Here is a 23,775-nt window from a genome sequence, read left to right on the forward strand (position 1 = left end):
CAGGCTTCCTCCGTGTAGTAATTTCCGCAATCATACATCAAAGCACGCCCTGCGAGCAGGGGATTAATACTGTTGCGTTTTGAGTAGCGCTTGTTGCGTTGCCGGGCGCTGGCGGATGCGTTCAAACCAGTTATGCACCGCCGGGAACTGGCTAAGATCGATGCGTTGGCGCTGGTGGGCGTTAATCCATGGCCAGCAGGCGATATCGGCGATACTGTAGTGCTCGCCGCCCAACCATGGACTGGCTTCAAGACGCCGGTTCATTACGCCATACAGACGCTGGCTTTCGACCTGATAGCGTTCAATGGCGTAGGGGACAGCCTGAGGCGCGTGATGGTTAAAGTGGTGGTTTTGCCCAAGCATCGGCCCCAGACCGCCGACCTGCCAGAACAGCCATTGCAGGGTGGTATGCCGTTCGCGCAGCTCGCCGCTCAGTAATTTTCCCGATTTTTCCGCCAGATAGAGCAGGATCTCTCCGGACTCAAACAGGCTTAACGGCGCGCCGCCGTCGACCGGAACGTGGTCAACGATCGCCGGGATCTTATTATTTGGCGAGATAGCCAGAAACTGCGGGCGAAACTGTTCACCTTTGCCGATATCGACGCGTATCAGGCGATAGGCCAGCTGCGCCTCTTCGAGAAAAAGAGTGATTTTGTGGCCGTTGGGGGTGGGTGCGTAGTAAAGATCGATCATGAGGTCTCCCGCCATCGAAGGTCGCAAACGTTTCGAGTATAGGCGACCTGCGCAATCGCGGGGCAAAGATTATATTGCGAAATCCTCATGCGGCTGCCAGTGACATCTTATAGCAGACCAGCTATGTTGATTTATCTCCCCCTGGCTTCATTGAGGATGTTATGAATCAGCCTGTTATTACCCTGTGGTCCGATGCCGATTTTTTCTCCCCCTATGTGATGTCCGTGTACGTGGCGCTGCAGGAAAAAAGCCTGCCGTTCACTCTTAAGACCGTCAATCTCGACAGCGGCGAGCATCTGCAGCCAGGCTGGAAGGGCTACTCCGCGACACGGCGCGTGCCGCTGTTGGAAGTGGATAATTTTTCGCTGAGCGAATCCTCGGCCATTACCGAATACCTTGATGAACGCTTTGCGCCGCCGGAGTGGGAGCGCTTGTATCCGCACGACCTGCAAAAACGCGCGCGGGCGCGGCAGGTGCAGGCCTGGCTGCGCAGCGATCTGATGCCCATACGCGAAGAACGTTCCACCGATGTGGTGTTTGGCGGCGCGAAGAAGCCGGCGCTGAGCGCCGCGGGGCAAACCAGTGCGGCTAAACTCTTTGCTACCGCCGGCGCGCTTTTGGCGCATGGCGGGCAGAATCTGTTTGGCGAATGGTGTATTGCCGATGCCGATCTTGCACTGATGCTAAACCGTCTGGTGCTGAACGGCGACGAGGTGCCGGAAGCGCTGGCGGACTACGCGACCTTCCAGTGGCAGCGGGCATCTGTTCAGCGTTATGCCGCACTGTCGGCTAAACGTAGCGGCTGATAAGCGCAGGCAGTTCCGTTATCATAGACAGACCGTATTGTCTGGTAAGGGGTTGATATGAAACTGATGTTCGCATCCGATATTCACGGCTCGCTGCCTGCGACCGAACGCGTTCTGGAACGCTTCGCGCAGAGCGGGGCGCAGTGGCTGGTTATCCTCGGCGATGTGCTTAATCACGGGCCGCGCAACGCGCTGCCGGAAGGGTATGCGCCGGCGCAGGTCGCCGAGCGGCTGAACAGCGTCGCGCAGCGGATTATCGCCGTCCGCGGTAACTGCGATAGCGAAGTCGATCAAATGCTGCTGCATTTCCCCATTACCGCCCCCTGGCAGCAGGTGCTCAGCGAACGCTACCGCCTGTTTCTGACCCACGGTCATCTCTATAGTCCGGATAATTTGCCGCCGCTCGCCGCTGGCGATGTACTGGCTTATGGTCATACTCATATTCCGGTTGCCGAGAAACGCGGCGATATTTTCCTCTTCAATCCTGGTTCTGTGAGCATCCCGAAAGGCGGCTTTGCCGCCAGCTACGGCATGCTGGAAGATGATCGGCTGCAGGTTTTCGCACTCAAAGATAATCAGGTTATTGCAGAGGCCGCAATTTACCCGTAATTTACCCCTCAATCGTAAAGACGCGCCGCGAGAGCGCTTAAAAGTAAGGTTTCCTGATGGCGGAACAGAAGCATTTGGCAAGCACAGAATGGGTCGATATTGTTAATGAAAACAATGAGGTGATAGCACAGTCCAGCCGCGAGCAGATGCGCGCGCAGTGTCTGCGTCACCGCGCGACCTATATTGTGGTTCATGATGGGATGGGCAAGATTCTGGTGCAGCGCCGTACCGAGAGCAAAGATTTCATGCCGGGCATGCTGGATGCGACCGCCGGCGGCGTGGTGCAGGCGGATGAACAGCTGCTGGACTCCGCGCGCCGCGAAGCGGAAGAAGAGCTGGGGATTGCGGGCGTGCCTTTTGCCGATCACGGCCAATTCTACTACGAAGATAAACACTGCCGCGTCTGGGGAAGCCTGTTTAGCTGTGTTTCTCATGGCCCGTTCGCCCTGCAGGAAGAAGAGGTCAGCGAAGTATGCTGGTTGACGCCGGAAGAGATCACCGCGCGCTGCGATGAGTTCACCGCCGATTCACTGAAAGCGCTGGCGCTGTGGATGACCCGTAACGCGGGCAATACCGGCCACGATCGCGACGAGCCGGAAGAAGACGAAGCGTAATTTCCTTTACGTGTTAGCGTCATAAAAAAGGCAGCCATTTGGCTGCCTTTTTTGTCTCAGCGGGAGATTATTTCTGCTGCTGAGAAGACTGAATCGCCGTCAGTGCGATGGTGTAGACGATATCGTCTACCAGCGCGCCGCGGGACAGGTCGTTTACCGGCTTACGCATACCCTGCAGCATTGGCCCGATGGAAATCAGGTCAGCGGAACGCTGTACGGCTTTGTAAGTGGTGTTACCGGTGTTCAGATCCGGGAAGATGAACACGGTCGCGCGGCCAGCTACCGGAGAGTTTGGCGCTTTGGACTTCGCAACATCGGCCATTACCGCGGCATCATACTGCAGCGGACCGTCGATCATCAGGTCAGGACGTTTTTCCTGCGCCAGACGAGTTGCTTCGCGTACTTTTTCTACATCGCTACCTGCGCCGGAGGTGCCGGTGGAGTAGGAGAGCATCGCCACGCGCGGTTCGATACCGAAGGCAATCGCGGAATCAGCGGACTGAATCGCGATTTCCGCCAGCTGTTCTGCCGTCGGATCCGGGTTGATCGCGCAGTCGCCGTAAACGTAAACCTGTTCCGGCAGCAGCATGAAGAATACGGAAGAGACCAGCGAGCTGCCCGGCGCCGTTTTGATAAGCTGCAGCGGCGGACGGATGGTATTGGCGGTGGTGTGAACCGCGCCGGATACCAGGCCGTCGACTTCGTCTTGTTCCAGCATCAGGGTGCCGAGAACCACGTTATCTTCCAGCTGTTCGCGCGCAACCGCTTCGGTCATACCTTTGTTCTTACGCAGTTCGACCAGACGCGCCACGTAGCTTTCGCGAACCACTTCCGGATCGACGATTTCAATACCAGCGCCCAGCTCTACGCCCTGAGAGGCCGCAACGCGGTTGATCTCATCCGGGTTGCCCAGCAGCACGCAGGTTGCAATACCGCGCTCGGCACAGATGGCCGCCGCTTTAACAGTACGCGGTTCGTCGCCTTCCGGCAGAACGACGCGTTTGCCCGCTTTACGCGCCAGCTCGGTCAGCTGGTAGCGGAAGGCTGGCGGAGACAAACGACGGCTGCGCTCGGAGGTCGCGGTCAGCGATTCGATCCAGTCGGCGTTGATATAGTTAGCAACGTATTCCTGAACTTTCTCGATGCGCTCGTGATCGTCAACCGGTACTTCCAGGTTGAAGCTCTGCAGGCTCAGAGAGGTCTGCCAGGTGTTGGTGTTAACCATGAATACCGGCAGGCCGGTGGCGAAAGCACGTTCACACAGCTTGCTGATGCGCGCGTCCATTTCATAGCCGCCGGTCAGCAGGATAGCGCCGATTTCTACGCCGTTCATCGCCGCCAGGCAGGCAGCGACCAGTACGTCAGGACGGTCTGCGGAAGTCACCAGCAGAGAACCCGGACGGAAGTGTTCCAGCATGTGCGGAATGCTGCGCGCGCAGAAGGTTACAGACTTCACGCGGCGAGTATTGATGTCGCCTTCGTTGATCACGGTCGCATTCAGGTGATGCGCCATGTCGATAGCGCGCGTGGCGATCAGATCGAAGCTCCATGGCACCGCGCCCAGCACCGGCAGTGGGCTGCCATTCTGCAGTTGAGCCGGGTCGATCTTCACGACTTTCGCTTTAGACGAGTCGTCAAAGATTTCGGACAGGTCAGGGCGTGTACGGCCTTGTTCATCAACCGGAGCATTCAGTTTGTTAACGATAACGCCAGTGATGCTGGTGTTTTTCGCGCCGCCGAAGCTGTTGCGAGTCAGTTCGATACGCTCGTTCAGCTGTTCCGGGGTATCGGTGCCCTGAGACATCACGAAGACGATTTCCGCGTTAAGCGTTTTTGCGATTTCGTAGTTCAGAGACTGAGCGAACTGGTGTTTACGAGTCGGGACCAGGCCTTCAACCAGCACCACTTCAGCATCCTGAGTGTTGGCATGGTAGTTGGCGATGATTTCTTCCATCAGCACGTCTTTCTGGTTGCTGGACAGCAGCGACTCAACGTGGCTCATGTTCATCGGCTCAGCGGCAGTCGTCGTTGAAGAGCTGGCGCGAACGATGGTGGTAGTCTGGTCTGGAGTATCGCCACCGGAACGCGGCTGGGCGATAGGTTTAAAGACGCTCAGGCGAACGCCTTTGCGTTCCATAGCGCGGATAACACCGAGGCTGACGCTGGTCAGGCCTACGCTGGTTCCGGTAGGGATCAGCATGATAGTACGGGACACGATATATCCTCTTTCGTTACCGCCAGTTTTAGGCGGGATACAAAACAGCACCGCCAGCTTACCGTCATGCTTCAAGTGGTAACTCGAAGACGTCAGGGTTATCGCTGGCGGTGTGGAATTAAGCGGTCAGACGGTGTGCGTCTTGAGCGATAACCAGCTCTTCGTTGGTCGGGATAACCACGGCAGGGCGGGTGCCTTCTTTGTTGATGAAGCCAGACTTACCGAAACGGGCAGCCAGGTTACGCTCGTGATCAACTTCGAAGCCCAGAACGCCCAGTTTACCCAGGGATAGTTCACGAACCATCGCGGCGTTTTCACCGATACCACCGGTGAAGATAACCGCGTCCAGACGACCGTCCATCAGCGCGGTGTAAGAACCGATGTATTTCGCCAGGCGGTGGCAGTAAACGTCCATTGCGCGCTTAGCGTCAGCTTTATCCGCGTAGTTGTCTTCAACGTAGCGGCAGTCGCTGGTGACTTCGGTCAGACCCAGCAGGCCGGACTCTTTGGTCAGCATTTTGTTGATAGCATCTACGCTCATACCCAGCGCGTCGTGCAGGTGGAAAATGATCGCCGGGTCGATATCGCCAGAGCGAGTACCCATCACCAGACCTTCCAGCGGGGTCAGACCCATGGAGGTATCAACGCATTTACCGTTACGGATAGCGGAAACGGAACCACCGTTGCCGAGGTGGCAGGTGATGATGTTCAGTTCTTCAACCGGCTTGTTCAGTACCTTAGCGGCTTCCTGAGTCACATAGTAGTGGCTGGTGCCGTGCGCGCCGTAACGACGTACGCCGTGCTCTTTGTACAGGCTGTACGGCAGGGCGTACAGGTAGGACTCTTCCGGCATGGTCTGATGGAACGCGGTGTCGAACACGGCAACGTTCTTGTCTTTCAGGTGCGGGAAGGATTTCAGCGCTTCAGCGATACCGATCAGGTGCGCCGGGTTGTGCAGCGGTGCGAAGGAAGCGGAGTCTTTGATGCCCTGAATAACGGAATCGTCGATGACGACGGAACTGGTGTATTTTTCACCGCCGTGAACGATACGATGGCCAATTGCGGTCAGCTGTGCTGACAGTTCTGGTTTTTGTGCCAGAATAGTGTTAACGATAAAGTTCAGCGCTTCACTGTGAGCGGCGCCTGCGCCTAACTCAGCTTCGTGTTTGCCGCCGTCCATTTTCCATTTGATACGGGCTTCAGGAAGATGGAAACATTCGGCTAAACCGGAGAGATATTCGTCACCGTTAACGGCATCCAGGATAGCAAATTTCAGGGAAGAGCTACCGCAGTTCAGAACCAGTACTAACTTACTCGACATGGAAGTACCTTTTATGATACGTGGCTAAAAAAACATCAGTGTGTCACAAAGCGTAGCGCAGGATGACATCGACATTTATGATTAACATCATGCCTTGTTCTGTTTTCTGGCACGATGAGGGAAGTACATATGATTTTATGTCATTTTGCATAATTTTCCGCCAGCAGCAGAATATGCGATAATTTGACTAACCTGGTAAAAGGGTCTAACCGCCCTCTCAGGTGGGCACAGGATACCTGATTGCCGCATCCATTGCCAAAATCTTTTGAACGTTGTCATGCACAGTTGGTGTTTTGCACGAAAATTTTAAGTTTTATATGTAAAGTTGAGGTATAGCCATGTCGACCCCTGAGAATCGCCCCGTTAGCTTTTTCAGCTTGTTTCGTCGCGGGCAGCACTATGCGAAGACCTGGCCCCTCGATAAGCGATTGGCGCCGGTGTTTGTCGAAAACCGCATTATTCGCGCTACCCGCTACGCGATTCGCATCATGCCGCCGGTTGCGGTCTTCACCTTATGCTGGCAGATAGCGCTCGGCGGCCAGCTTGGCCCGGCCGTCGCCACCGCGTTGTTTGCCTTAAGCCTGCCGATGCAGGGGCTGTGGTGGTTGGGCAAGCGTTCCGTGACGCCATTACCGCCATCAATATTGAACTGGTTTTATGAAGTGCGCGGCAAATTACAAGAGGCCGGGCAGGCGTTAGCGCCGGTTGACGGCAAGCCGGATTACCAGGCGTTGGCTGACACGCTTAAGCGCGCCTTCAAACAACTGGATAAAACTTTCCTTGATGATTTGTAATTCCATACGGAAAACGCATATAAAAGAAGGCGCATGATTTATGCGCCTTCTTTATTTCACGCCGTAAGTGCTACAGGAGTCAAAAATGGAAATGACCAATGCGCAGCGTCTGATTTTGTCCAATCAGTACAAGATGATGACTATGCTCGACCCGGACAACGCCGAACGTTACCGCCGTCTACAGACCATCATCGAGCGTGGATATGGGCTGCAAATGCGCGAGCTGGACCGCGAATTTGGCCAACTGACGGAAGAAACCTGCCGGACCATTATCGATATCATGGAGATGTACCACGCGCTGCACGTTTCGTGGACCAACCTGAAGGACGCCTCCGCTATCGATGAACGTCGGGTGACCTTCCTTGGTTTTGACGTCGCCACCGAGGCCCGCTATCTCGGCTACGTGCGCTTTATGGTCAATGTAGAAGGGCGCTATAGCCACTTCGATGCCGGTACTCACGGCTTTAACTCGCAGACGCCGATGTGGGAAAAATACCAGCGTATGCTGGCCGCCTGGCACTCCTGCCCGCGCCAGTATCACTTGAGTAGTAACGAAATTAACCAAATTATCAATGCCTGATGGAGGTGCCCGTGCAGTGTAAAGGTTTCCTGTTCGATCTCGACGGGACGCTGGTGGATTCTTTGCCGGTGGTCGAGCGTTCATGGTGTAAATGGGGCGATCGTTTCGGCATTCCGCACGATGAGATTCTCGGTTTCATTCACGGTAAACAGGCCATCACTTCGATTCGTCATTTTATGCCGGGGCGCAGCGAAGAGGATATTCAGGCCGAGTTCCGCTTCCTTGAGCAGATTGAAGCCACCGATATCGACGGCATTGTCGCACTGCCGGGCGCGTTAAGCTTGCTGAATACGCTTAATGAAGCGGGGATCCCGTGGGCTATCGTGACTTCGGGTTCCATTCCGGTTGCTCACGCCCGCCACCGCGCGGCAGGTCTGCCGATGCCGAAAGTGTTCGTTACCGCCGAGCAGGTGAAGAAGGGGAAACCGGCGCCGGATGCCTATCTGCTCGGCGCCGAACTGCTGGGCATACCGGCACAACAGTGCGCGGTGGTGGAAGATGCGCCGGCGGGGCTGCTTTCCGGGCTGGCTGCCGGATGCCGCACCATCGCCGTCAACGTTCCGGCCGATGCGCCGCGCCTTGATGAGGCCGATCTGGTGCTGACGACCCTCGAAAGCTTGCGCATTGAGCGGCAGGCGGATGGCAATGTTCAGGTGAATCTTAAAGCATAATCTCATGACTTAGCCCCGCGTTGCCGGGGCTTTTTTGTGCCACAATTTCGGCTCCCTCTTCAGACAAGGATAAGTTGTGAACGGTGAATTGATTTGGGTGTTATCGCTACTGGCCATCGCGGTTGTCTTGTTTGCGACCGGCAAGGTGCGCATGGATGCCATCGCGCTGATGGTGATAGTTGCGTTTGTGCTTAGCGGTACCTTAACCCTCAGCGAAGCCTTCTCCGGCTTTAGCGATCCGAACGTTATTCTCATTGCTGCTTTATTTATCATTGGCGACGGCCTGGTGCGCACCGGCGTGGCGACTAAGATGGGCTCCTGGCTGGTCAAGGTTGCCGGCAATAGCGAAACCAAAATGCTGGTCTACCTGATGCTCACCGTTGCCGGACTGGGGGCGTTTATGAGCTCAACCGGCGTAGTGGCGATATTTATTCCGGTAGTGCTCAGCGTCTCGCTGCGTATGAATACCTCGCCGTCGCGGCTGATGATGCCGCTAAGCTTCGCCGGGCTGATTAGCGGCATGATGACGCTGGTGGCGACGCCGCCGAACCTGGTGGTCAACAGTGAGCTGCTGCGCGAGGGGTTGCATGGCTTCAGCTTCTTCAGCGTGACCCCGATTGGCCTGGTGGTGCTGGTGTTGGGTATCGTCTATATGCTGGTGATGCGCTTTATGCTGAAGGGCGAAGATGACAGCGCCGCCCGCGATGGCCGCAAGAAAAGCACCTTCCGCGATTTAATCAAAGAGTACCACCTCACCGGTAGGGCGCGCCGGCTGGCGATTCGTCCGGGCTCGCCGATGATCGGCCAGCGGCTTGATGATTTAAAGCTGCGTGAACGTTACTGCGCCAACGTTATCGGCGTCGAACGCTGGCGGCGTTTTCGCCGGGTGATCGTCAACGTTAACGGGGTGTCGGAGTTTCGCGCCCGCGACGTGTTGCTGATCGATATGTCGGCATCCGACGTCGATCTGCGGCAGTTTTGCGGCGAGCAGATGCTTGAGCCGATGGTGCTGCGCGGCGAATACTTTTCCGACCAGGCGCTGGACGTCGGTATGGCGGAAGTTTCGTTAATCCCTGACTCAGAGCTTATCGGCAAAACGGTGCGCGAGATGGCCTTCCGTACCCGTTTTGGTCTGAATATCGTTGGCCTGAAGCGCGATGGTAAAGCGCTCGACGGCGCGGTAGTCGATGAACAACTCCAGTTAGGCGACATTATGCTGGTAGTTGGCAACTGGCGGCAGATAGCCATGCTGGCAAAACGCGGCCGCGATTTTGTGGTGCTGAATATGCCGGTAGAGGTCAACGATGCTTCGCCCGCGCACAGCCAGGCGCCGCACGCCATTTTCTGCCTGGTGTTAATGGTAGCGCTGATGCTTACCGATGAAATCCCCAACCCTATCGCCGCCATCATCGCCTGCCTGTTGATGGGCAAGTTTCGCTGCATCAACGCCGAGAGCGCCTATAAGGCGATCCACTGGCCGAGCATCATTTTGATTGTAGGTATGATGCCCTTCGCCCTGGCGTTGCAGAAAACCGGCGGCGTGGATTTAGTGGTGCAGGGATTAATGGACGTCGCCGGAAGTAAAGGCCCCTATTTGATGCTGGGTTGTTTGTTTGTGATGTGCGCGGCGATTGGTCTGTTTATCTCGAATACCGCGACGGCGGTGCTGATGGCGCCAATTGCTCTGGCGGCGGCGAAATCGATGGGAGTATCGCCATATCCTTTTGCCATGGTGGTGGCGATGGCGGCTTCGGCGGCGTTTATGACCCCGGTCTCTTCACCGGTTAATACGCTGGTGCTAGGACCCGGTAAATATTCGTTCAGTGATTTTGTCAAAATCGGTGTGCCCTTCACCGTACTGGTGATGGTGGTCTGCGTACTGCTGATCCCGGTACTCTTTCCGTTTTAATTCATTCAGGCCGGGCAGGGGCTGCCCGGCCTGAATATTAAAGCGGTGAATCCTGGCTGATTTCATCGAGCGACAGCTGGAAGCTCGGGACAAATACCTGCATAAAGTAATCCATCTCCGGGCTACGGCGCGACTCCAGCGTTTTTTCCAGCCGACCTTTCGCCAGCAGAAATTCGTTATTGCCGGCAGAAAGCTCTTCAAGACATTTCAGATAAGCGCACAGGGCGTCGGCCTGCTTCACAATCGACTGCTCTTCTTCGCTGTAATGGTGTTCATCAATCAGTGGCTCAAAGATATCGCGCAGCTCATCGGGAACCATATCGACCAGTTTTTGCTGAGCGATTTTTTCAATCGCTTTATATTCCTGGGCAATCTGCGAATTGAAATATTTCACCGGCGTGGGCAGATCGCCGGTGAGGACCTCGGAGGCATCGTGATACATCGCCAGCAGGGCAATGCGTTCGGCGTTGACCTGGCCGCCAAACTTGCGGTTCTTAATTGCCGCCAGCGCATGGGCGACCATCGCCACCTGCAAACTGTGCTCGGAGACGTTCTCGGTGCGCACATTGCGCATCAAAGGCCAGCGGTTAATTAGTTTCAGGCGGGAGAGGTGGGCAAAGAAATGACTCTGACTCATAGGAACCCTTAAGCAGTGACAACATCGGGTTCCATTGTGCGCAGGGATCGCCGCCGGATGCAAATACCGGCGGCGGCGCGATTAAAGCTGATGATAGCCGGAGAGGAAGCGCCCGAAGCGGGAAATCGCCATTTCCAGGTCATCTTCACGCGGCAGGGTGACGATACGTACGTGATCCGGCCACGGCCAGTTGAACGCGGTACCCTGAACCAGCAGCACTTTCTCCTGCAGCAGGAAATCGAGCACCATTTTCTGGTCATCGTGGATATTAAAGCGTTTGGCGTCGATTTTCGGGAACATATACAGCGCGCCTTTCGGCTTGACGCAGGAGACGCCCGGGATCTCGTTGATTAACTCCCAGGCGCGGTTACGTTGCTCATACAAGCGCCCGCCCGGAATGATAAATTCGCTAATGCTCTGATAGCCGCCTAGCGCGGTTTGGATAGCGTGTTGCGCCGGGACGTTGGCGCACAGGCGCATCGAGGCCAGCATTTCCAGCCCTTCGATATAGCCTTTGGCGTGCTTTTTCGGCCCGTTCAGCACCATCCAGCCCTGGCGGAAACCAGCGACGCGATAGGTCTTCGACAGCCCGTTGAAGGTGACGGTTAACATATCCGGCGCCAGTGCGGCGATAGAGTGATGTTCGGCGTCGTCATACAGGATCTTGTCGTAGATTTCGTCGGCGAAAATAATCAGGTTGTGCTGACGGGCGATCTCGACAATCTCCTGCAGCAGCTCTTTGGAATAAACGGCGCCCGTTGGGTTATTCGGGTTAATGATGACGATCCCGCGGGTGCGCGGCGTTATTTTGGCGCGGATATCGTCGAGATCCGGGAACCAGTCTGAGGATTCGTCGCACAGATAGTGCACCGCTTTGCCGCTGGAAAGCGAGACCGCTGCGGTCCACAGCGGGTAGTCAGGGGCTGGAACCAGCATCTCGTCGCCGCTGTTGAGCAGGGCCTGCATGGCCTGGACGATCAGCTCGGAAACGCCGTTACCGATATAGATATCTTCCACGGTAACATCGCGCATTCCGCGCGCCTGGTAGTGCTGCATAATTGCTTTACGGGCGGAATAGAGACCTTTTGAGTCGCTGTAGCCCTGGGCGGTCGGCAGATTGCGGATAACGTCGACGAGGATTTCGTCAGGCGCATCAAAGCCGAACGGCGCCGGGTTGCCGATATTCAGCTTGAGTACCTTGTTGCCTTCTTCTTCAAGGCGTTTCGCTTCTTTCAGAACCGGACCGCGGATGTCATAACAGACATTCTCTAACTTGCTGGATTTTTCGATAGGGGACATGAACCTTTGACCTTTTAGCTGTTATCGCCACTCCCTGCCGTGGAAGTCAGCACGGAACAATGTACTCCGCATCCCCGCTGTTTTGAAGGGTTAACAGGAGAAGATTTTGCGAATAGTATTTTTTTAGAGTAATGAATTTGTCTGTGTAATGGCGTTATTCTTTATATAATGTGCCTGATATGGGTTTTGGAATGGTTTTATGTTGCGCATATTGCGCAGATACATGGATATTTATCTGGTTTGTTGCTGATGGAAAAAGCGGGTTGCCTGAATTTTAACCGCTAAAAGACACTATGCTAATAAGAAAGAGGGTGCTGATAACTGTAGCAACTATGTTAATTTTTTTTAATAAAACATGCCAATTAATGAATCAGGTATATTTGATTGCATAGATTATTTCGGGTTTTGTTAATTTAATTATAGTGCTGCAAAAATGTTTAAAATTACCTTAGATAATACTGATTAGCGCTTATAAATATTGTGGTTTTCGGTTAGGATATGACGGTTAATATCGACGTATAAACCTCTGTTTAACGGCGTGATTTTATTAATATATTGTTATTGCAGGCTTTTTTGTTTGTGTTCCAGCAGGCGTTGTTATGCGTGTCGGGCTTCCGGGCGTAACGAGATTTGTTATTGCAGACTTTGTTTGAGATTCATCACATAACGTAAGTCTCAGTAATTAAAAATGCGTAGAGCTACGAACAAAATATTACTCAAATTTTTCGCACATTTGTCGCGAACGAGTGCTTTCACATGCAATGACGTTCTTCCAGTTGTCATCTGCGGCAATTGTCCGCTCGGCACGAGGCTCATGGAATAGCCGGAAACCTGGATACAGCATCAACAAGGCAGGCCAGCATCAGCGCCTGTAAGTGAAGAAATATGATAAATGCAAATCGTCCGATACTGAATCTCGATCTCGATCTGCTGCGGACCTTCGTCGCCGTCGCCGATCTGAGCACCTTTGCGGCGGCCGCTGCCGCGGTATGTCGTACCCAGTCCGCCGTCAGTCAGCAGATGCAGCGCCTGGAGCAACTGGTTGGCAAAGAGCTTTTCGCTCGACATGGGCGTAATAAATTACTGACCGAGCAGGGGATCCAACTGCTCAGCTACGCGCGCAAAATACTGCGTTTTAATGATGAAGCCTGCATGTCGCTAATGTTTGGCAGCCTGCAGGGGACGCTGACTATCGGCGCTGCCGATGAAACGGCGGATACCATCCTGCCTTATCTGCTCAATCGAATCGGCAGCTTCTATCCCAAACTGACGCTGGAAATTAAGGTCCTGAATTACGCCGATATCGTTGCGAAGTTAGGCAGCGGCGAGATCGATCTGGCGTTAACCACTCATCAAACCGGCGAATTTGATGTCCTGACGCTGCGTACCTCGCCGACGCTGTGGTACTGCGCCGCGGATTACGTACTGGCGCACGGAGAATCCGTTCCGCTGGTGCTGCTCGAAGAGTCCGGGCCGTTCCGTGAAGATATCATTTCCGCGCTTAATGCCGCGCAGGTCCCCTGGCATCTGGCGCATGCCGCCAGTTCTCTGGCCGGGGTAAAAGCCGCGGTGAAGGCGGGGCTTGGCGTCACCGCGCGACCGGTTGAAATGATGAGCCCTGAGCTGCGCGTGCCGGGTAAAAGCGACGGTTTGCCCGGCCTGCCGGATACCCATTATGTGTTGAGCTGTAATCCACAGCGGGAAAACGAGCTGGCGCAGGCAATTTTTCAGTCGCTGAGCCAGGACCATAACCCGTGGAAAACAGAAACGCTCTATACCCCGGAAGGGGGAGACGGCTCCCTGGTTTCATAAAGCCAAATTATCATATATCGATCACAATAATCCGGTAACAAAATGTAAGTGTAAAAAAGAGCCGCCGATCGACAAAATGAGGTCAGTGGCTCTTTTTTTTTATATTTTACAAGGATTTTAAGCAGTTTAATAATTTATTGATATATGAATCAATAGGTTGGCCCGGAAGCGGCCATTGTTTCCCTGTTTTTAGCTGCAGTTTCAATACTTCCTGCTAATGTTAAAAAACCGGACGGATTGTTGCCGTTTTCCAGATGTAATTAACAAAAGCGTGTCACAGATCAAGAAAATACCCCTACTTGGGGGGAGGAATCGCGGCCAAATCCTGTCAAAATAGATTGGCGAAACTGATTTACGTCTAAAACGGACACGATTCAACAACACTAAATCCGAATGATATGCAAGGTTATTACGCAACAAAGGGCATTTAATGTTAATGAAAAGATTCCAATGTAAATTAATGTAGTTAAAACTTTTGTTAAAGTTGACAAAAGGTTAAAGAAAGGGGTAAAAAGCCACGGCATTTGGGCTTCCTCATCAACCAGGGACGCTTTTTTGCAAGGTCATTTTTTTATTCCTCCCGTGAAACGCTGTGGCGTTCATCTGCCATCAAGAGCAGAGGGTTTTGGCGCTACACTTTTTTGGTTAAGCAATGCGTATGTCAACATCCACTGAAGTCATCGCTCATCATTGGGCATTCGCTATATTTCTCATCATCGCTATCGGTCTGTGCTGCCTGATGCTCGTCGGCGGCTGGTACCTCGGCGGTCGCGCGCGCGCGCGTAGCAAAAACACGCCGTTTGAATCGGGGATCGACTCCGTTGGTTCGGCCCGCTTACGTCTTTCTGCGAAGTTTTATCTGGTCGCCATGTTCTTCGTTATCTTCGACGTGGAAGCCCTGTATCTCTACGCATGGTCAACCTCCATTCGCGAAAGCGGCTGGGTTGGCTTTGTGGAAGCCGCAATTTTCATTTTAGTGCTACTGGCTGGTCTGGTTTACCTTGTTCGCATCGGCGCACTGGACTGGACGCCTGCGCGTTCCCGTCGCACGCTGGTTAACCCGGAAACAGACAGTCCCACTAACCGTCATATGCAGTAAAAGCGAGGCAATAAGATGGATTATACGCTCACCCGCATAGATCCTAACGGTGAGAACGACCGTTACCCCCTGCAAAAACAGGAGATCGTAACCGACCCCCTGGAGCAAGAAGTCAATAAAAGCGTGTATATGGGGAAACTCGAACATGCGCTGCATGACATGGTGAACTGGGGCCGTAAGAACTCGATTTGGCCGTACAACTTCGGCCTGTCTTGCTGCTATGTAGAAATGGTGACGTCATTCACTGCGGTGCATGACGTTGCGCGTTTTGGCGCGGAAGTACTGCGTGCCTCTCCGCGTCAGGCCGACCTGATGGTGGTCGCCGGCACCTGCTTCACCAAAATGGCCCCGGTAATTCAGCGCCTGTACGATCAGATGCTGGAGCCGAAGTGGGTTATCTCTATGGGCGCATGCGCTAACTCCGGCGGGATGTACGATATCTACTCCGTCGTGCAGGGCGTGGATAAGTTTATTCCGGTTGATGTTTACATCCCGGGCTGTCCGCCGCGTCCGGAAGCTTATATGCAGGCGCTGATGCTGCTGCAGGAATCCATTGGTAAAGAGCGCCGTCCTCTCTCATGGGTGGTTGGCGATCAGGGCGTCTATCGCGCCAACATGCAATCCGAGCGCGAGCGTAAACGCGGCGAACGAATTGCGGTGACCAATCTGCGGACTCCGGACGAGATTTAACTTGCGCCTGCGGGCGGGAACCAGACTTCGCAAATCAATCTACAAAAGCAGCGAAGCCTCGCCCGGCAGTCACCACGGACCTTTTGCAATGGTGAACAATATGACTGATTTAACCGCGCATGACGCCGCACCAGCCTGGCAAACCCGCGATCACCTTGATGACCCGGTGATCGGCGAACTGCGCAACCGTTTTGGGCCGGATGCCTTTACCGTTCAGCCTACCCGTACCGGCGTTCCGGTGGTGTGGGTGAAGCGCGAACAGCTGCTTGAGGTGGGTGATTTCCTGAAGAGATTGCCAAAACCTTACGTGATGCTGTTTGACCTGCACGGCATGGACGAACGTTTACGTACGCACCGCGATGGCTTGCCAGCCGCGGATTTTTCCGTTTTCTACCACCTGATCTCAGTAGACCGCAACCGCGATATCATGCTCAAGGTGGCGTTGTCTGAAAACGATCTGCATCTGCCGACCTTCACCAAACTTTTCCCTAACGCCAACTGGTATGAGCGTGAAACCTGGGAAATGTTTGGCGTGACCTTTGACGGTCACCCGAATCTGCGCCGCATCATGATGCCGCCGACCTGGGAAGGCCACCCGCTGCGTAAAGACTATCCGGCGCGCGCCACCGAATTCGATCCGTTTGAGCTGACTAAAGCCAAGCAGGATCTGGAAATGGAAGCGTTAACCTTCAAGCCGGAAGAGTGGGGCATGAAGCGCGGCACCGAAAACGAGGACTTTATGTTCCTCAACCTCGGCCCGAACCACCCGTCCGCTCACGGCGCATTCCGTATCATTCTGCAGCTGGATGGCGAAGAGATCGTCGACTGCGTGCCGGATATCGGCTACCACCACCGCGGCGCGGAGAAGATGGGCGAACGTCAGTCCTGGCACAGCTACATCCCTTACACCGACCGTATTGAATACCTCGGCGGCTGCGTCAACGAGATGCCGTACGTACTGGCGGTGGAAAAACTGGCCGGGATCACCGTGCCGGATCGCGTGAACGTGATCCGCGTGATGCTGTCCGAACTGTTCCGCATCAACAGCCACCTGCTGTATATCTCGACCTTTATTCAGGACGTCGGCGCGATGACGCCGGTCTTCTTCGCCTTTACCGACCGTCAGAAAATCTACGATCTGGTCGAAGCGATCACCGGTTTCCGTATGCACCCGGCGTGGTTCCGCATCGGCGGCGTCGCCCACGACCTGCCGCGCGGATGGGATCGCCTGCTGCGCGAATTCCTTGAGTGGATGCCGAAGCGCCTGGATTCCTATGAGAAAGCCGCGCTGCGCAACACCATTCTGATTGGCCGCTCGAAAGGCGTTGCTGCCTACACCGCGAAAGAAGCGCTGGAGTGGGGCACCACCGGCGCAGGTCTGCGCGCGACAGGTATCGGCTTCGACGTGCGTAAATGGCGTCCTTATTCTGGCTACGAAAACTTCGACTTTGAAATCCCGACCGGCGGCGGCGTTTCCGACTGCTACACCCGCGTGATGCTAAAAGTGGAAGAGCTGCGCCAGAGCCTGCGCATTCTCCAGCAGTGCCTCGATAATATGCCGGAAGGCCCGTTCAAAGCGGATCACCCGCTGACCACGCCGCCGCCGAAAGAGCGCACGCTGCAGCACATTGAGACCCTGATTACTCACTTCCTGCAGGTTTCCTGGGGTCCGGTGATGCCGGCCAACGAATCCTTCCAGATGGTTGAAGCGACGAAGGGGATTAACAGTTACTACCTGACCAGCGACGGCAGCACCATGAGCTACCGTACCCGTATTCGTACCCCGAGCTATGCGCACCTGCAGCAGATCCCGGCGGCGATCCGCGGCAGCCTGGTATCCGACCTTATCGTCTATCTGGGTAGTATCGATTTTGTTATGTCAGACGTGGACCGCTAATTATGCACGAGAATCAACAACCACAAACCGAGGCTTTTGAGCTGAGTGCGGCAGAGCGTGAGGCTATTGAGCACGAGAAGCACCACTACGAAGACCCGCGTGCGGCGTCCATCGAAGCGCTGAAAATTGTTCAAAAACAGCGCGGCTGGGTGCCGGATGGCGCGATCTATGCGATCGCCGATGTGCTGGGGATCCCGGCAAGCGACGTCGAAGGCGTGGCGACATTCTATAGCCAGATCTTCCGCCAGCCGGTTGGCCGTCACGTGATCCGCTACTGCGACAGCGTGGTGTGCCATATCACCGGCTTCCAGGGGATCCAGTCGGCTATCGAGAAAAAGCTGGACATCAAACCGGGTCAAACCACCTTTGATGGCCGCTTCACGCTGCTGCCGACCTGTTGCCTTGGCAACTGCGACAAGGGGCCGACCATGATGATTGATGACGACACGCACAGTTATCTGACGCCGGAAGCGATTCCTGACCTCCTGGAGCGGTATAAATGAAAACCATTATTCGTACTGCCGAAACGCATCCATTAACCTGGCGTCTGCGCGATGACAAGCAGCCGGTGTGGCTGGACGAGTATCGCAGCAAAAACGGTTATGAAGGGGCGCGCAAGGCCTTAGGCGGCATGGCGCCGGATGAAATCGTCAATGCGGTAAAAGACGCCGGCCTGAAAGGGCGCGGCGGCGCGGGCTTTTCCACCGGTCTGAAGTGGAGCCTGATGCCGAAAGACGAGTCCATGAACATCCGTTACCTGCTGTGTAACGCTGATGAAATGGAACCGGGCACCTATAAAGACCGTCTGCTGATGGAACAGCTGCCGCACCTGCTGGTGGAAGGTATGCTGATCTCCGCCTTTGCGCTGAAGGCCTACCGCGGTTACATCTTCCTGCGCGGCGAATATATCGAAGCGGCGCAGCATCTGCGTCGTGCGATCGCCGAAGCCACCGAAGCGGGCCTGTTGGGGAAAAATATCCTCGGCACCGGTTTTGACTTCGAGCTGTTCGTGCATACCGGGGCAGGGCGCTATATCTGCGGTGAAGAGACGGCGCTTATCAACTCGCTGGAAGGCCGCCGCGCGAACCCGCGCTCCAAGCCACCGTTCCCGGCGAGCTCGGGCGTATGGGGCAAACCGACCTGCGTCAACAACGTTGAAACCCTGTGCAACGTGCCAGCCATTCTCGCCAACGGCGTGGAGTGGTACCAGAATATTTCAACCAGCAAAGATGCCGGCACCAAGCTGATGGGCTTCTCCGGGCGCGTGAAGAATCCGGGCGTCTGGGAACTGCCGTTCGGCACCACCGCGCGCGAGATCCTCGAAGATTACGCTGGCGGCATGCGCGATGGCCTGAAGTTTAAAGCCTGGCAGCCGGGCGGCGCCGGTACCGACTTCCTGACCGAAGCGCACCTCGATTTGCCGATGGAGTTTGAAAGCATTGGTAAGGCAGGGAGCCGTCTGGGCACCGCGCTGGCGATGGCCGTCGACCACGAGATCGGCATGGTTCCGCTGGTGCGCAACCTCGAAGAATTTTTTGCCCGTGAATCCTGCGGCTGGTGTACGCCTTGCCGCGACGGTCTGCCGTGGAGCGTGAAGATCCTGCGCGCCCTGGAGCGCGGCGAAGGCCAGCCTGGCGACATCGAAACCCTTGAGCAACTGTGTCGATTCCTCGGGCCGGGTAAAACCTTCTGCGCGCACGCGCCGGGCGCGGTTGAACCGCTGCAGAGCGCTATCAAATATTTCCGCGAAGAATTCGAGGCTGGCATTAAGCAGCAGTTCAGCAATACCCATGCAATTAACGGTATTCAGCCGAACCTGCTTAAGACGCGCTGGTAATCTAAAGGTTTTTTATTTTTGGAAGCACGCAAATGGCTACGATTCATGTAGACGGCAAAGAATACGAGGTCAACGGAGCGGACAACCTGCTAGAGGCTTGTCTCTCTCTTGGTCTTGATATTCCATACTTTTGCTGGCACCCGGCGCTAGGGAGCGTCGGTGCTTGCCGCCAGTGTGCGGTGAAGCAATATCAGAACGCGGAAGACACGCGTGGTCGCCTGGTGATGTCCTGTATGACTCCGGCATCCGACGGCACCTTTATTTCTATTGACGACGGCGAAGCGAAGCAGTTCCGCGAAAGCGTGGTGGAGTGGCTGATGACCAACCACCCGCACGATTGCCCGGTCTGCGAAGAGGGCGGCAACTGCCACCTGCAGGATATGACGGTCATGACCGGTCATAGCTTCCGCCGCTATCGTTTCACCAAGCGTACCCACCGCAACCAGGATCTGGGGCCATTTATTTCTCACGAAATGAACCGCTGCATCGCCTGCTACCGCTGCGTTCGCTACTATAAAGATTATGCCGACGGCACCGATCTGGGCGTTTATGGCGCTCATGACAACGTCTACTTCGGCCGCCCGGAAGATGGCACGCTGGAAAGCGAGTTCTCCGGTAACCTGGTTGAAGTTTGCCCGACCGGCGTCTTCACCGATAAAACGCACTCCGAGCGTTACAACCGTAAGTGGGACATGCAGTTTGCGCCGAGCATCTGCCAGCAGTGTTCCATTGGCTGTAACATCAGCCCTGGCGAACGCTATGGCGAGCTGCGTCGTATCGAAAACCGCTATAACGGTACCGTTAACCGCTACTTCCTCTGCGACCGCGGTCGTTTCGGCTATGGCTACGTAAACCTCAAAGATCGTCCGCGTCAGCCGGTTCAGCGCCGCGGCGACGATCTGATCGCGCTCAACGCCGAACAGGCGATGCAGGGGGCGGCGGATATCCTGCGTCAGTCGAAGAAAGTCATTGGTATCGGTTCTCCGCGCGCCAGCATTGAAAGCAACTTCGCGCTGCGTGAGCTGGTCGGTAGCGAAAACTTCTATACCGGCATCGCTAAAGGCGAACAAGCGCGCCTGCAGATGATGCTTAAAGTGCTGCGTGAAGGCGGGATCCATACCCCGACGCTGCGCGATATCGAATCCTACGATGCGGTACTGGTGCTGGGCGAAGACATTACCCAGACCGGCGCGCGCGTTGCCCTGGCAGTACGCCAGGCGGTGAAAGGGAAAGCACGTGAAATGGCGGCGGCGCAGAAAGTGGCCGACTGGCAGATTGCGGCAATTCTCAACATCGGACAGCGCGCCAAGCATCCGTTATTTGTCACTAATATCGACGACACGCGTCTGGATGACATCGCGGCGTGGACTTACCGCGCGCCGGTGGAAGATCAGGCGCGTCTGGGCTTCGCTATCGCCCATGCGCTGGATGACAGCGCGCCGGCGGTTGATGGCCTGAGCCATGACCTGCAGGGTAAAGTCGATGTGATCGTTCAGGCGCTGGCCGGGGCGAAAAAACCGCTGATTATCTCCGGCACTAACGCCGGCAGCATGGAAATCATTCAGGCTGCCGCTAACGTGGCGAAAGCGTTGAAAGGCCGCGGCGCCGATGTTGGCATCACGATGGTTGCCCGCGCGGTGAACAGCGTCGGTCTGGGCATGATCGGTGGCGGCTCGCTTGAAGAGGCGCTGGACGAACTGGAAAGCGGCGCCGCAGACGCGGTTATCGTGCTGGAAAACGACCTGCACCGTCATGCTTCCGCCGCGCGCGTCGACGCAGCGCTTGCGAAAGCGCCGCTGGTGATGGTGGTTGACCATCAGCGCACCGCGATTATGGACAAAGCGCACCTGGTGCTCTCCGCGGCAAGCTTTGCGGAAAGCGACGGTACCGTGGTGAACAACGAAGGCCGCGCCCAGCGCTTCTTCCAGGTTTACGACCCGGCTTACTACGACGCGAAAACCGTGATGCTGGAAAGCTGGCGCTGGCTGCATTCGCTGCACAGTACCGTTAACAACCGTCAGGTTGACTGGACGCAGCTGGACCACGTCATCGATGCCGCGATTGCCGCCCTGCCGCAGCTGGCGGGCATTAAAGATGCCGCGCCGGATGCGACCTTCCGCATTCGCGGCCAGAAGCTGGCGCGTGAACCGCACCGCTACAGCGGCCGCACGGCGATGCGCGCTAACATCAGCGTGCACGAGCCGCGTCAGCCGCAGGATAAAGACACCATGTTCGCCTTCTCAATGGAAGGGAACAACCAGCCGTCCGCGCCGCGTTCGCAGATCCCGTTCGCCTGGGCGCCGGGCTGGAACTCCCCGCAGGCATGGAACAAATTCCAGGATGAAGTGGGCGGTAAACTGCGCCACGGCGATCCGGGCGTGCGTCTGATTGAAGCTTCCGCCAGCGGGCTGGAGTACTTCACGGCGGTTCCGGCCAGCTTCCACGCGGAAGAGGGCAAATGGCGTATCGCGCCTTACTACCACCTGTTTGGCAGCGATGAGCTGTCTCAGCGCTCTCCGGTGTTCCAGAGCCGGATGCCTGAGCCGTACATCAAGCTGAACCCGGCGGATGCCGCAAAGCTTGGCGTCAACGCCGGAGCGATGGTTTCCTTCAGCGTAGAAGGCCAGACGCTGAGTCTGCCGCTGGTTATTTCTGAAGGACTGGCCGCGGGACAGGTTGGCTTACCGATGGGCATGCCGGGCATCGCGCCGGTACTGGCCGGGGCGCGTATTGATTCACTGCAGGAGGCGCAAGCATGAGTTGGTTAACGCCGGATCTTATCGACATTCTGTTAAGCATCCTGAAGGCCGTGGTCATTCTGCTGGTGGTCGTCACCTGCGGCGCGTTCATGAGCTTCGGCGAGCGTCGTCTGCTCGGCCTGTTCCAGAACCGCTACGGACCTAACCGCGTGGGCTGGGGCGGTTCGCTGCAGCTGGTCGCCGACATGATCAAGATGTTCTTCAAAGAGGACTGGATCCCGCGCTTCTCCGATCGCGTGATCTTTACTCTGGCGCCGGTTATCGCCTTTACCTCGTTGCTGCTGGCCTTTGCTATCGTGCCGGTTAGCCCGTCGTGGGTGGTCGCCGATCTGAACATCGGTATTCTGTTCTTCCTGATGATGGCAGGCCTGGCGGTTTACGCGGTCCTGTTCGCCGGTTGGTCGAGCAACAACAAATACTCGCTGCTGGGGGCGATGCGTGCTTCCGCACAAACGTTGAGCTACGAAGTGTTCCTTGGTCTCTCCCTGATGGGCGTGGTGGCGCAGGCGGGGTCATTCAACATGACCGATATCGTCAACAACCAGGCGCATCTGTGGAACGTCATCCCGCAGTTCTTCGGCTTCGTGACTTTCGCCATCGCCGGCGTGGCGGTGTGTCACCGTCACCCGTTCGACCAGCCGGAAGCGGAGCAGGAACTGGCCGATGGTTACCACATTGAATATTCCGGTATGAAATTCGGTCTGTTCTTCGTCGGTGAATACATCGGTATCGTCACCGTCTCAGCGCTGATCGTTACGCTGTTCTTCGGCGGCTGGAATGGCCCGTGGTTACCGCCTTTCATCTGGTTCGCGCTGAAAACCGCGTTCTTCATGATGATGTTCATTTTGATCCGCGCATCATTACCGCGTCCGCGTTATGACCAGGTAATGTCCTTTGGCTGGAAGGTATGCCTGCCGTTAACGCTGGTCAACTTGTTGGTAACGGCGGCTGTCATTCTCTGGCAGGCGCAATAAGGGGTGAATTGAACATGACCTTAAAAGAATTATTGGTAGGGTTCGGCACCCAGGTCCGCAGTATTTGCATGATCGGGATGCACGCCTTCGCCAAACGTGAAACTCAGATGTACCCGGAAGAGCCGGTATATCTGCCGCCGCGCTATCGTGGCCGTATCGTGCTGACGCGCGATCCGGACGGTGAAGAGCGCTGCGTTGCCTGTAACCTGTGTGCGGTAGCCTGCCCGGTTGGCTGTATTTCTCTGCAGAAAGCAGAGACCAAAGACGGCCGCTGGTACCCGGAGTTCTTCCGCATCAACTTCTCACGCTGCATTTTCTGCGGCCTGTGCGAAGAAGCGTGCCCGACCACGGCGATTCAGTTGACCCCGGACTTCGAACTGGGCGAATACAAACGTCAGGATCTGGTGTACGAAAAAGAGGATCTGCTGATTTCCGGTCCGGGCAAATACCCGGAATATAACTTCTACCGGATGGCGGGTATGGCAATCGACGGCAAAGATAAGGGCGAAGCGGAAAACGAAGCTAAGCCAATCGACGTCAAGAGCCTGTTACCGTAAGG

Annotated in this window: 21 protein-coding genes; 16 read left to right on the top strand and 5 right to left on the bottom strand. The window is 55.8% G+C overall.

Translation table 11 applies throughout. The annotated features are described in order from the left end of the window. Window positions 1–63 precede the first annotated feature (63 nt). Window positions 64–693: a GSH-dependent disulfide bond oxidoreductase gene (gene yfcG / locus PGR09_RS13580; RefSeq protein WP_047043304.1), complete on the bottom strand. Its 630-nt coding sequence runs from the start codon at window positions 691–693 to the stop codon at window positions 64–66. Between the two features lie 161 nt (window positions 694–854). Here yfcG and yfcF point away from each other — a divergent pair, with 161 nt between their 5' ends. The 3 genes from yfcF to yfcD are packed head-to-tail and all read left to right on the top strand — an operon-like array spanning window position 855 to window position 2,722. Then, window positions 855–1,499: a glutathione transferase gene (gene yfcF / locus PGR09_RS13585; RefSeq protein ID WP_015365572.1), complete on the top strand. Its 645-nt coding sequence runs from the start codon at window positions 855–857 to the stop codon at window positions 1,497–1,499. 57 nt (window positions 1,500–1,556) lie between these two features. Then, complete coding sequence (gene yfcE / locus PGR09_RS13590) at window positions 1,557–2,108, top strand: phosphodiesterase (RefSeq protein WP_047043293.1); 552 nt, start codon at window positions 1,557–1,559, stop codon at window positions 2,106–2,108. Between the two features lie 56 nt (window positions 2,109–2,164). Further along, window positions 2,165–2,722: an NUDIX hydrolase YfcD gene (gene yfcD / locus PGR09_RS13595; RefSeq protein ID WP_015365574.1), complete on the top strand. Its 558-nt coding sequence runs from the start codon at window positions 2,165–2,167 to the stop codon at window positions 2,720–2,722. A 67-nt stretch (window positions 2,723–2,789) separates the two neighbouring features. Here yfcD and pta read toward each other — a convergent pair whose 3' ends face one another. Together pta and ackA are read right to left on the bottom strand one after the other, a co-directional pair. Beyond that, complete coding sequence (gene pta, locus PGR09_RS13600; protein WP_026612251.1) at window positions 2,790–4,937, bottom strand: phosphate acetyltransferase; 2,148 nt, start codon at window positions 4,935–4,937, stop codon at window positions 2,790–2,792. Window positions 4,938–5,055: 118 nt separating this feature from the next. After that, window positions 5,056–6,258 carry an acetate kinase gene (gene ackA, locus PGR09_RS13605; protein ID WP_045391478.1) on the bottom strand — a complete coding sequence of 401 codons (1,203 nt, stop codon included), beginning with the start codon at window positions 6,256–6,258 and terminating at the stop codon, window positions 5,056–5,058. Window positions 6,259–6,596: 338 nt separating this feature from the next. Here ackA and yfbV point away from each other — a divergent pair, with 338 nt between their 5' ends. The 4 genes from yfbV to PGR09_RS13625 all read left to right on the top strand — a co-directional run bounded on the left by yfbV (window position 6,597) and on the right by PGR09_RS13625 (window position 10,212). Next, window positions 6,597–7,052, top strand: a complete 456-nt coding sequence (gene yfbV / locus PGR09_RS13610) for a terminus macrodomain insulation protein YfbV (protein WP_045391475.1) — start codon at window positions 6,597–6,599, stop codon at window positions 7,050–7,052. 85 nt (window positions 7,053–7,137) lie between these two features. After that, window positions 7,138–7,632 carry a YfbU family protein gene (locus PGR09_RS13615; protein ID WP_045391472.1) on the top strand — a complete coding sequence of 165 codons (495 nt, stop codon included), beginning with the start codon at window positions 7,138–7,140 and terminating at the stop codon, window positions 7,630–7,632. Window positions 7,633–7,643: 11 nt separating this feature from the next. Further along, window positions 7,644–8,303 (top strand): sugar phosphatase, encoded by a 660-nt coding sequence (locus tag PGR09_RS13620; RefSeq protein WP_047043353.1) that lies wholly within the window; start codon window positions 7,644–7,646, stop codon window positions 8,301–8,303. 76 nt (window positions 8,304–8,379) lie between these two features. Beyond that, the gene (locus tag PGR09_RS13625) at window positions 8,380–10,212 is read left to right on the top strand and encodes an SLC13 family permease (RefSeq protein ID WP_045391469.1); all 1,833 of its coding nucleotides are present in this window, start codon (window positions 8,380–8,382) and stop codon (window positions 10,210–10,212) included. 37 nt (window positions 10,213–10,249) lie between these two features. On the opposite strand, the gene yfbR is transcribed toward PGR09_RS13625, so the two are convergent. Further along, window positions 10,250–10,849: a 5'-deoxynucleotidase gene (yfbR, locus tag PGR09_RS13630; RefSeq protein WP_032712094.1), complete on the bottom strand. Its 600-nt coding sequence runs from the start codon at window positions 10,847–10,849 to the stop codon at window positions 10,250–10,252. An 81-nt stretch (window positions 10,850–10,930) separates the two neighbouring features. Further along, the gene (alaA, locus tag PGR09_RS13635) at window positions 10,931–12,148 is read right to left on the bottom strand and encodes an alanine transaminase AlaA (RefSeq protein ID WP_015365583.1); all 1,218 of its coding nucleotides are present in this window, start codon (window positions 12,146–12,148) and stop codon (window positions 10,931–10,933) included. An 885-nt stretch (window positions 12,149–13,033) separates the two neighbouring features. On the opposite strand from alaA, the gene PGR09_RS13640 reads away from it, so the two are divergent. The 9 genes from PGR09_RS13640 (at window position 13,034) to nuoI (ending at window position 23,773) form a co-directional block, all read left to right on the top strand. Then, on the top strand, window positions 13,034–13,960 hold the full coding sequence (locus PGR09_RS13640) for a LysR family transcriptional regulator (RefSeq protein WP_045391466.1): 927 nt from the start codon (window positions 13,034–13,036) through the stop codon (window positions 13,958–13,960). Window positions 13,961–14,612: 652 nt separating this feature from the next. Beyond that, the gene (gene nuoA / locus PGR09_RS13645) at window positions 14,613–15,059 is read left to right on the top strand and encodes an NADH-quinone oxidoreductase subunit NuoA (RefSeq protein WP_002913181.1); all 447 of its coding nucleotides are present in this window, start codon (window positions 14,613–14,615) and stop codon (window positions 15,057–15,059) included. 15 nt (window positions 15,060–15,074) lie between these two features. Then, window positions 15,075–15,749, top strand: a complete 675-nt coding sequence (nuoB, locus tag PGR09_RS13650) for an NADH-quinone oxidoreductase subunit NuoB (protein ID WP_002913178.1) — start codon at window positions 15,075–15,077, stop codon at window positions 15,747–15,749. 88 nt (window positions 15,750–15,837) lie between these two features. Next, the gene (nuoC, locus tag PGR09_RS13655; protein ID WP_015365585.1) at window positions 15,838–17,646 is read left to right on the top strand and encodes an NADH-quinone oxidoreductase subunit C/D; all 1,809 of its coding nucleotides are present in this window, start codon (window positions 15,838–15,840) and stop codon (window positions 17,644–17,646) included. A 2-nt stretch (window positions 17,647–17,648) separates the two neighbouring features. After that, window positions 17,649–18,149, top strand: coding sequence for an NADH-quinone oxidoreductase subunit NuoE (gene nuoE / locus PGR09_RS13660; RefSeq protein ID WP_015365586.1), 501 nt, complete (start codon window positions 17,649–17,651; stop codon window positions 18,147–18,149). Further along, complete coding sequence (gene nuoF / locus PGR09_RS13665) at window positions 18,146–19,483, top strand: NADH-quinone oxidoreductase subunit NuoF (protein ID WP_045391464.1); 1,338 nt, start codon at window positions 18,146–18,148, stop codon at window positions 19,481–19,483. Before nuoE ends, nuoF begins: the two co-directional genes overlap by 4 nt. Window positions 19,484–19,515: 32 nt before the next feature. Beyond that, the gene (gene nuoG / locus PGR09_RS13670; RefSeq protein WP_047078305.1) at window positions 19,516–22,242 is read left to right on the top strand and encodes an NADH-quinone oxidoreductase subunit NuoG; all 2,727 of its coding nucleotides are present in this window, start codon (window positions 19,516–19,518) and stop codon (window positions 22,240–22,242) included. Then, window positions 22,239–23,216, top strand: coding sequence for an NADH-quinone oxidoreductase subunit NuoH (gene nuoH, locus PGR09_RS13675; protein ID WP_015365589.1), 978 nt, complete (start codon window positions 22,239–22,241; stop codon window positions 23,214–23,216). Before nuoG ends, nuoH begins: the two co-directional genes overlap by 4 nt. Before the next feature lie 14 nt (window positions 23,217–23,230). Beyond that, window positions 23,231–23,773 (top strand): NADH-quinone oxidoreductase subunit NuoI, encoded by a 543-nt coding sequence (gene nuoI, locus PGR09_RS13680; RefSeq protein ID WP_015365590.1) that lies wholly within the window; start codon window positions 23,231–23,233, stop codon window positions 23,771–23,773. The last annotated feature ends 2 nt before the right edge of the window (window positions 23,774–23,775 follow it).

The sequence above is a fragment of the Klebsiella sp. 141251 genome (genome assembly GCF_050600725.1).
GTDB classification, from domain to species: Bacteria; Pseudomonadota; Gammaproteobacteria; order Enterobacterales; family Enterobacteriaceae; genus Klebsiella; species Klebsiella aerogenes.

Coding starts and splice junctions, on each gene's coding strand:
- nuoF (WP_045391464.1), top strand. CDS start 18,146: ATGAAAACCATTATTCGTACTGCCGAAACGCATCCATTAACCTGGCGT.
- yfbV (WP_045391475.1), top strand. CDS start 6,597: ATGTCGACCCCTGAGAATCGCCCCGTTAGCTTTTTCAGCTTGTTTCGT.
- alaA (WP_015365583.1), bottom strand. CDS start 12,148: ATGTCCCCTATCGAAAAATCCAGCAAGTTAGAGAATGTCTGTTATGAC.
- yfbR (WP_032712094.1), bottom strand. CDS start 10,849: ATGAGTCAGAGTCATTTCTTTGCCCACCTCTCCCGCCTGAAACTAATT.
- nuoE (WP_015365586.1), top strand. CDS start 17,649: ATGCACGAGAATCAACAACCACAAACCGAGGCTTTTGAGCTGAGTGCG.
- yfcG (WP_047043304.1), bottom strand. CDS start 693: ATGATCGATCTTTACTACGCACCCACCCCCAACGGCCACAAAATCACT.
- yfcF (WP_015365572.1), top strand. CDS start 855: ATGAATCAGCCTGTTATTACCCTGTGGTCCGATGCCGATTTTTTCTCC.
- nuoI (WP_015365590.1), top strand. CDS start 23,231: ATGACCTTAAAAGAATTATTGGTAGGGTTCGGCACCCAGGTCCGCAGT.
- ackA (WP_045391478.1), bottom strand. CDS start 6,258: ATGTCGAGTAAGTTAGTACTGGTTCTGAACTGCGGTAGCTCTTCCCTG.
- yfcE (WP_047043293.1), top strand. CDS start 1,557: ATGAAACTGATGTTCGCATCCGATATTCACGGCTCGCTGCCTGCGACC.
- nuoC (WP_015365585.1), top strand. CDS start 15,838: ATGGTGAACAATATGACTGATTTAACCGCGCATGACGCCGCACCAGCC.
- nuoH (WP_015365589.1), top strand. CDS start 22,239: ATGAGTTGGTTAACGCCGGATCTTATCGACATTCTGTTAAGCATCCTG.
- nuoA (WP_002913181.1), top strand. CDS start 14,613: ATGCGTATGTCAACATCCACTGAAGTCATCGCTCATCATTGGGCATTC.
- nuoB (WP_002913178.1), top strand. CDS start 15,075: ATGGATTATACGCTCACCCGCATAGATCCTAACGGTGAGAACGACCGT.
- PGR09_RS13640 (WP_045391466.1), top strand. CDS start 13,034: ATGATAAATGCAAATCGTCCGATACTGAATCTCGATCTCGATCTGCTG.
- PGR09_RS13615 (WP_045391472.1), top strand. CDS start 7,138: ATGGAAATGACCAATGCGCAGCGTCTGATTTTGTCCAATCAGTACAAG.
- yfcD (WP_015365574.1), top strand. CDS start 2,165: ATGGCGGAACAGAAGCATTTGGCAAGCACAGAATGGGTCGATATTGTT.
- nuoG (WP_047078305.1), top strand. CDS start 19,516: ATGGCTACGATTCATGTAGACGGCAAAGAATACGAGGTCAACGGAGCG.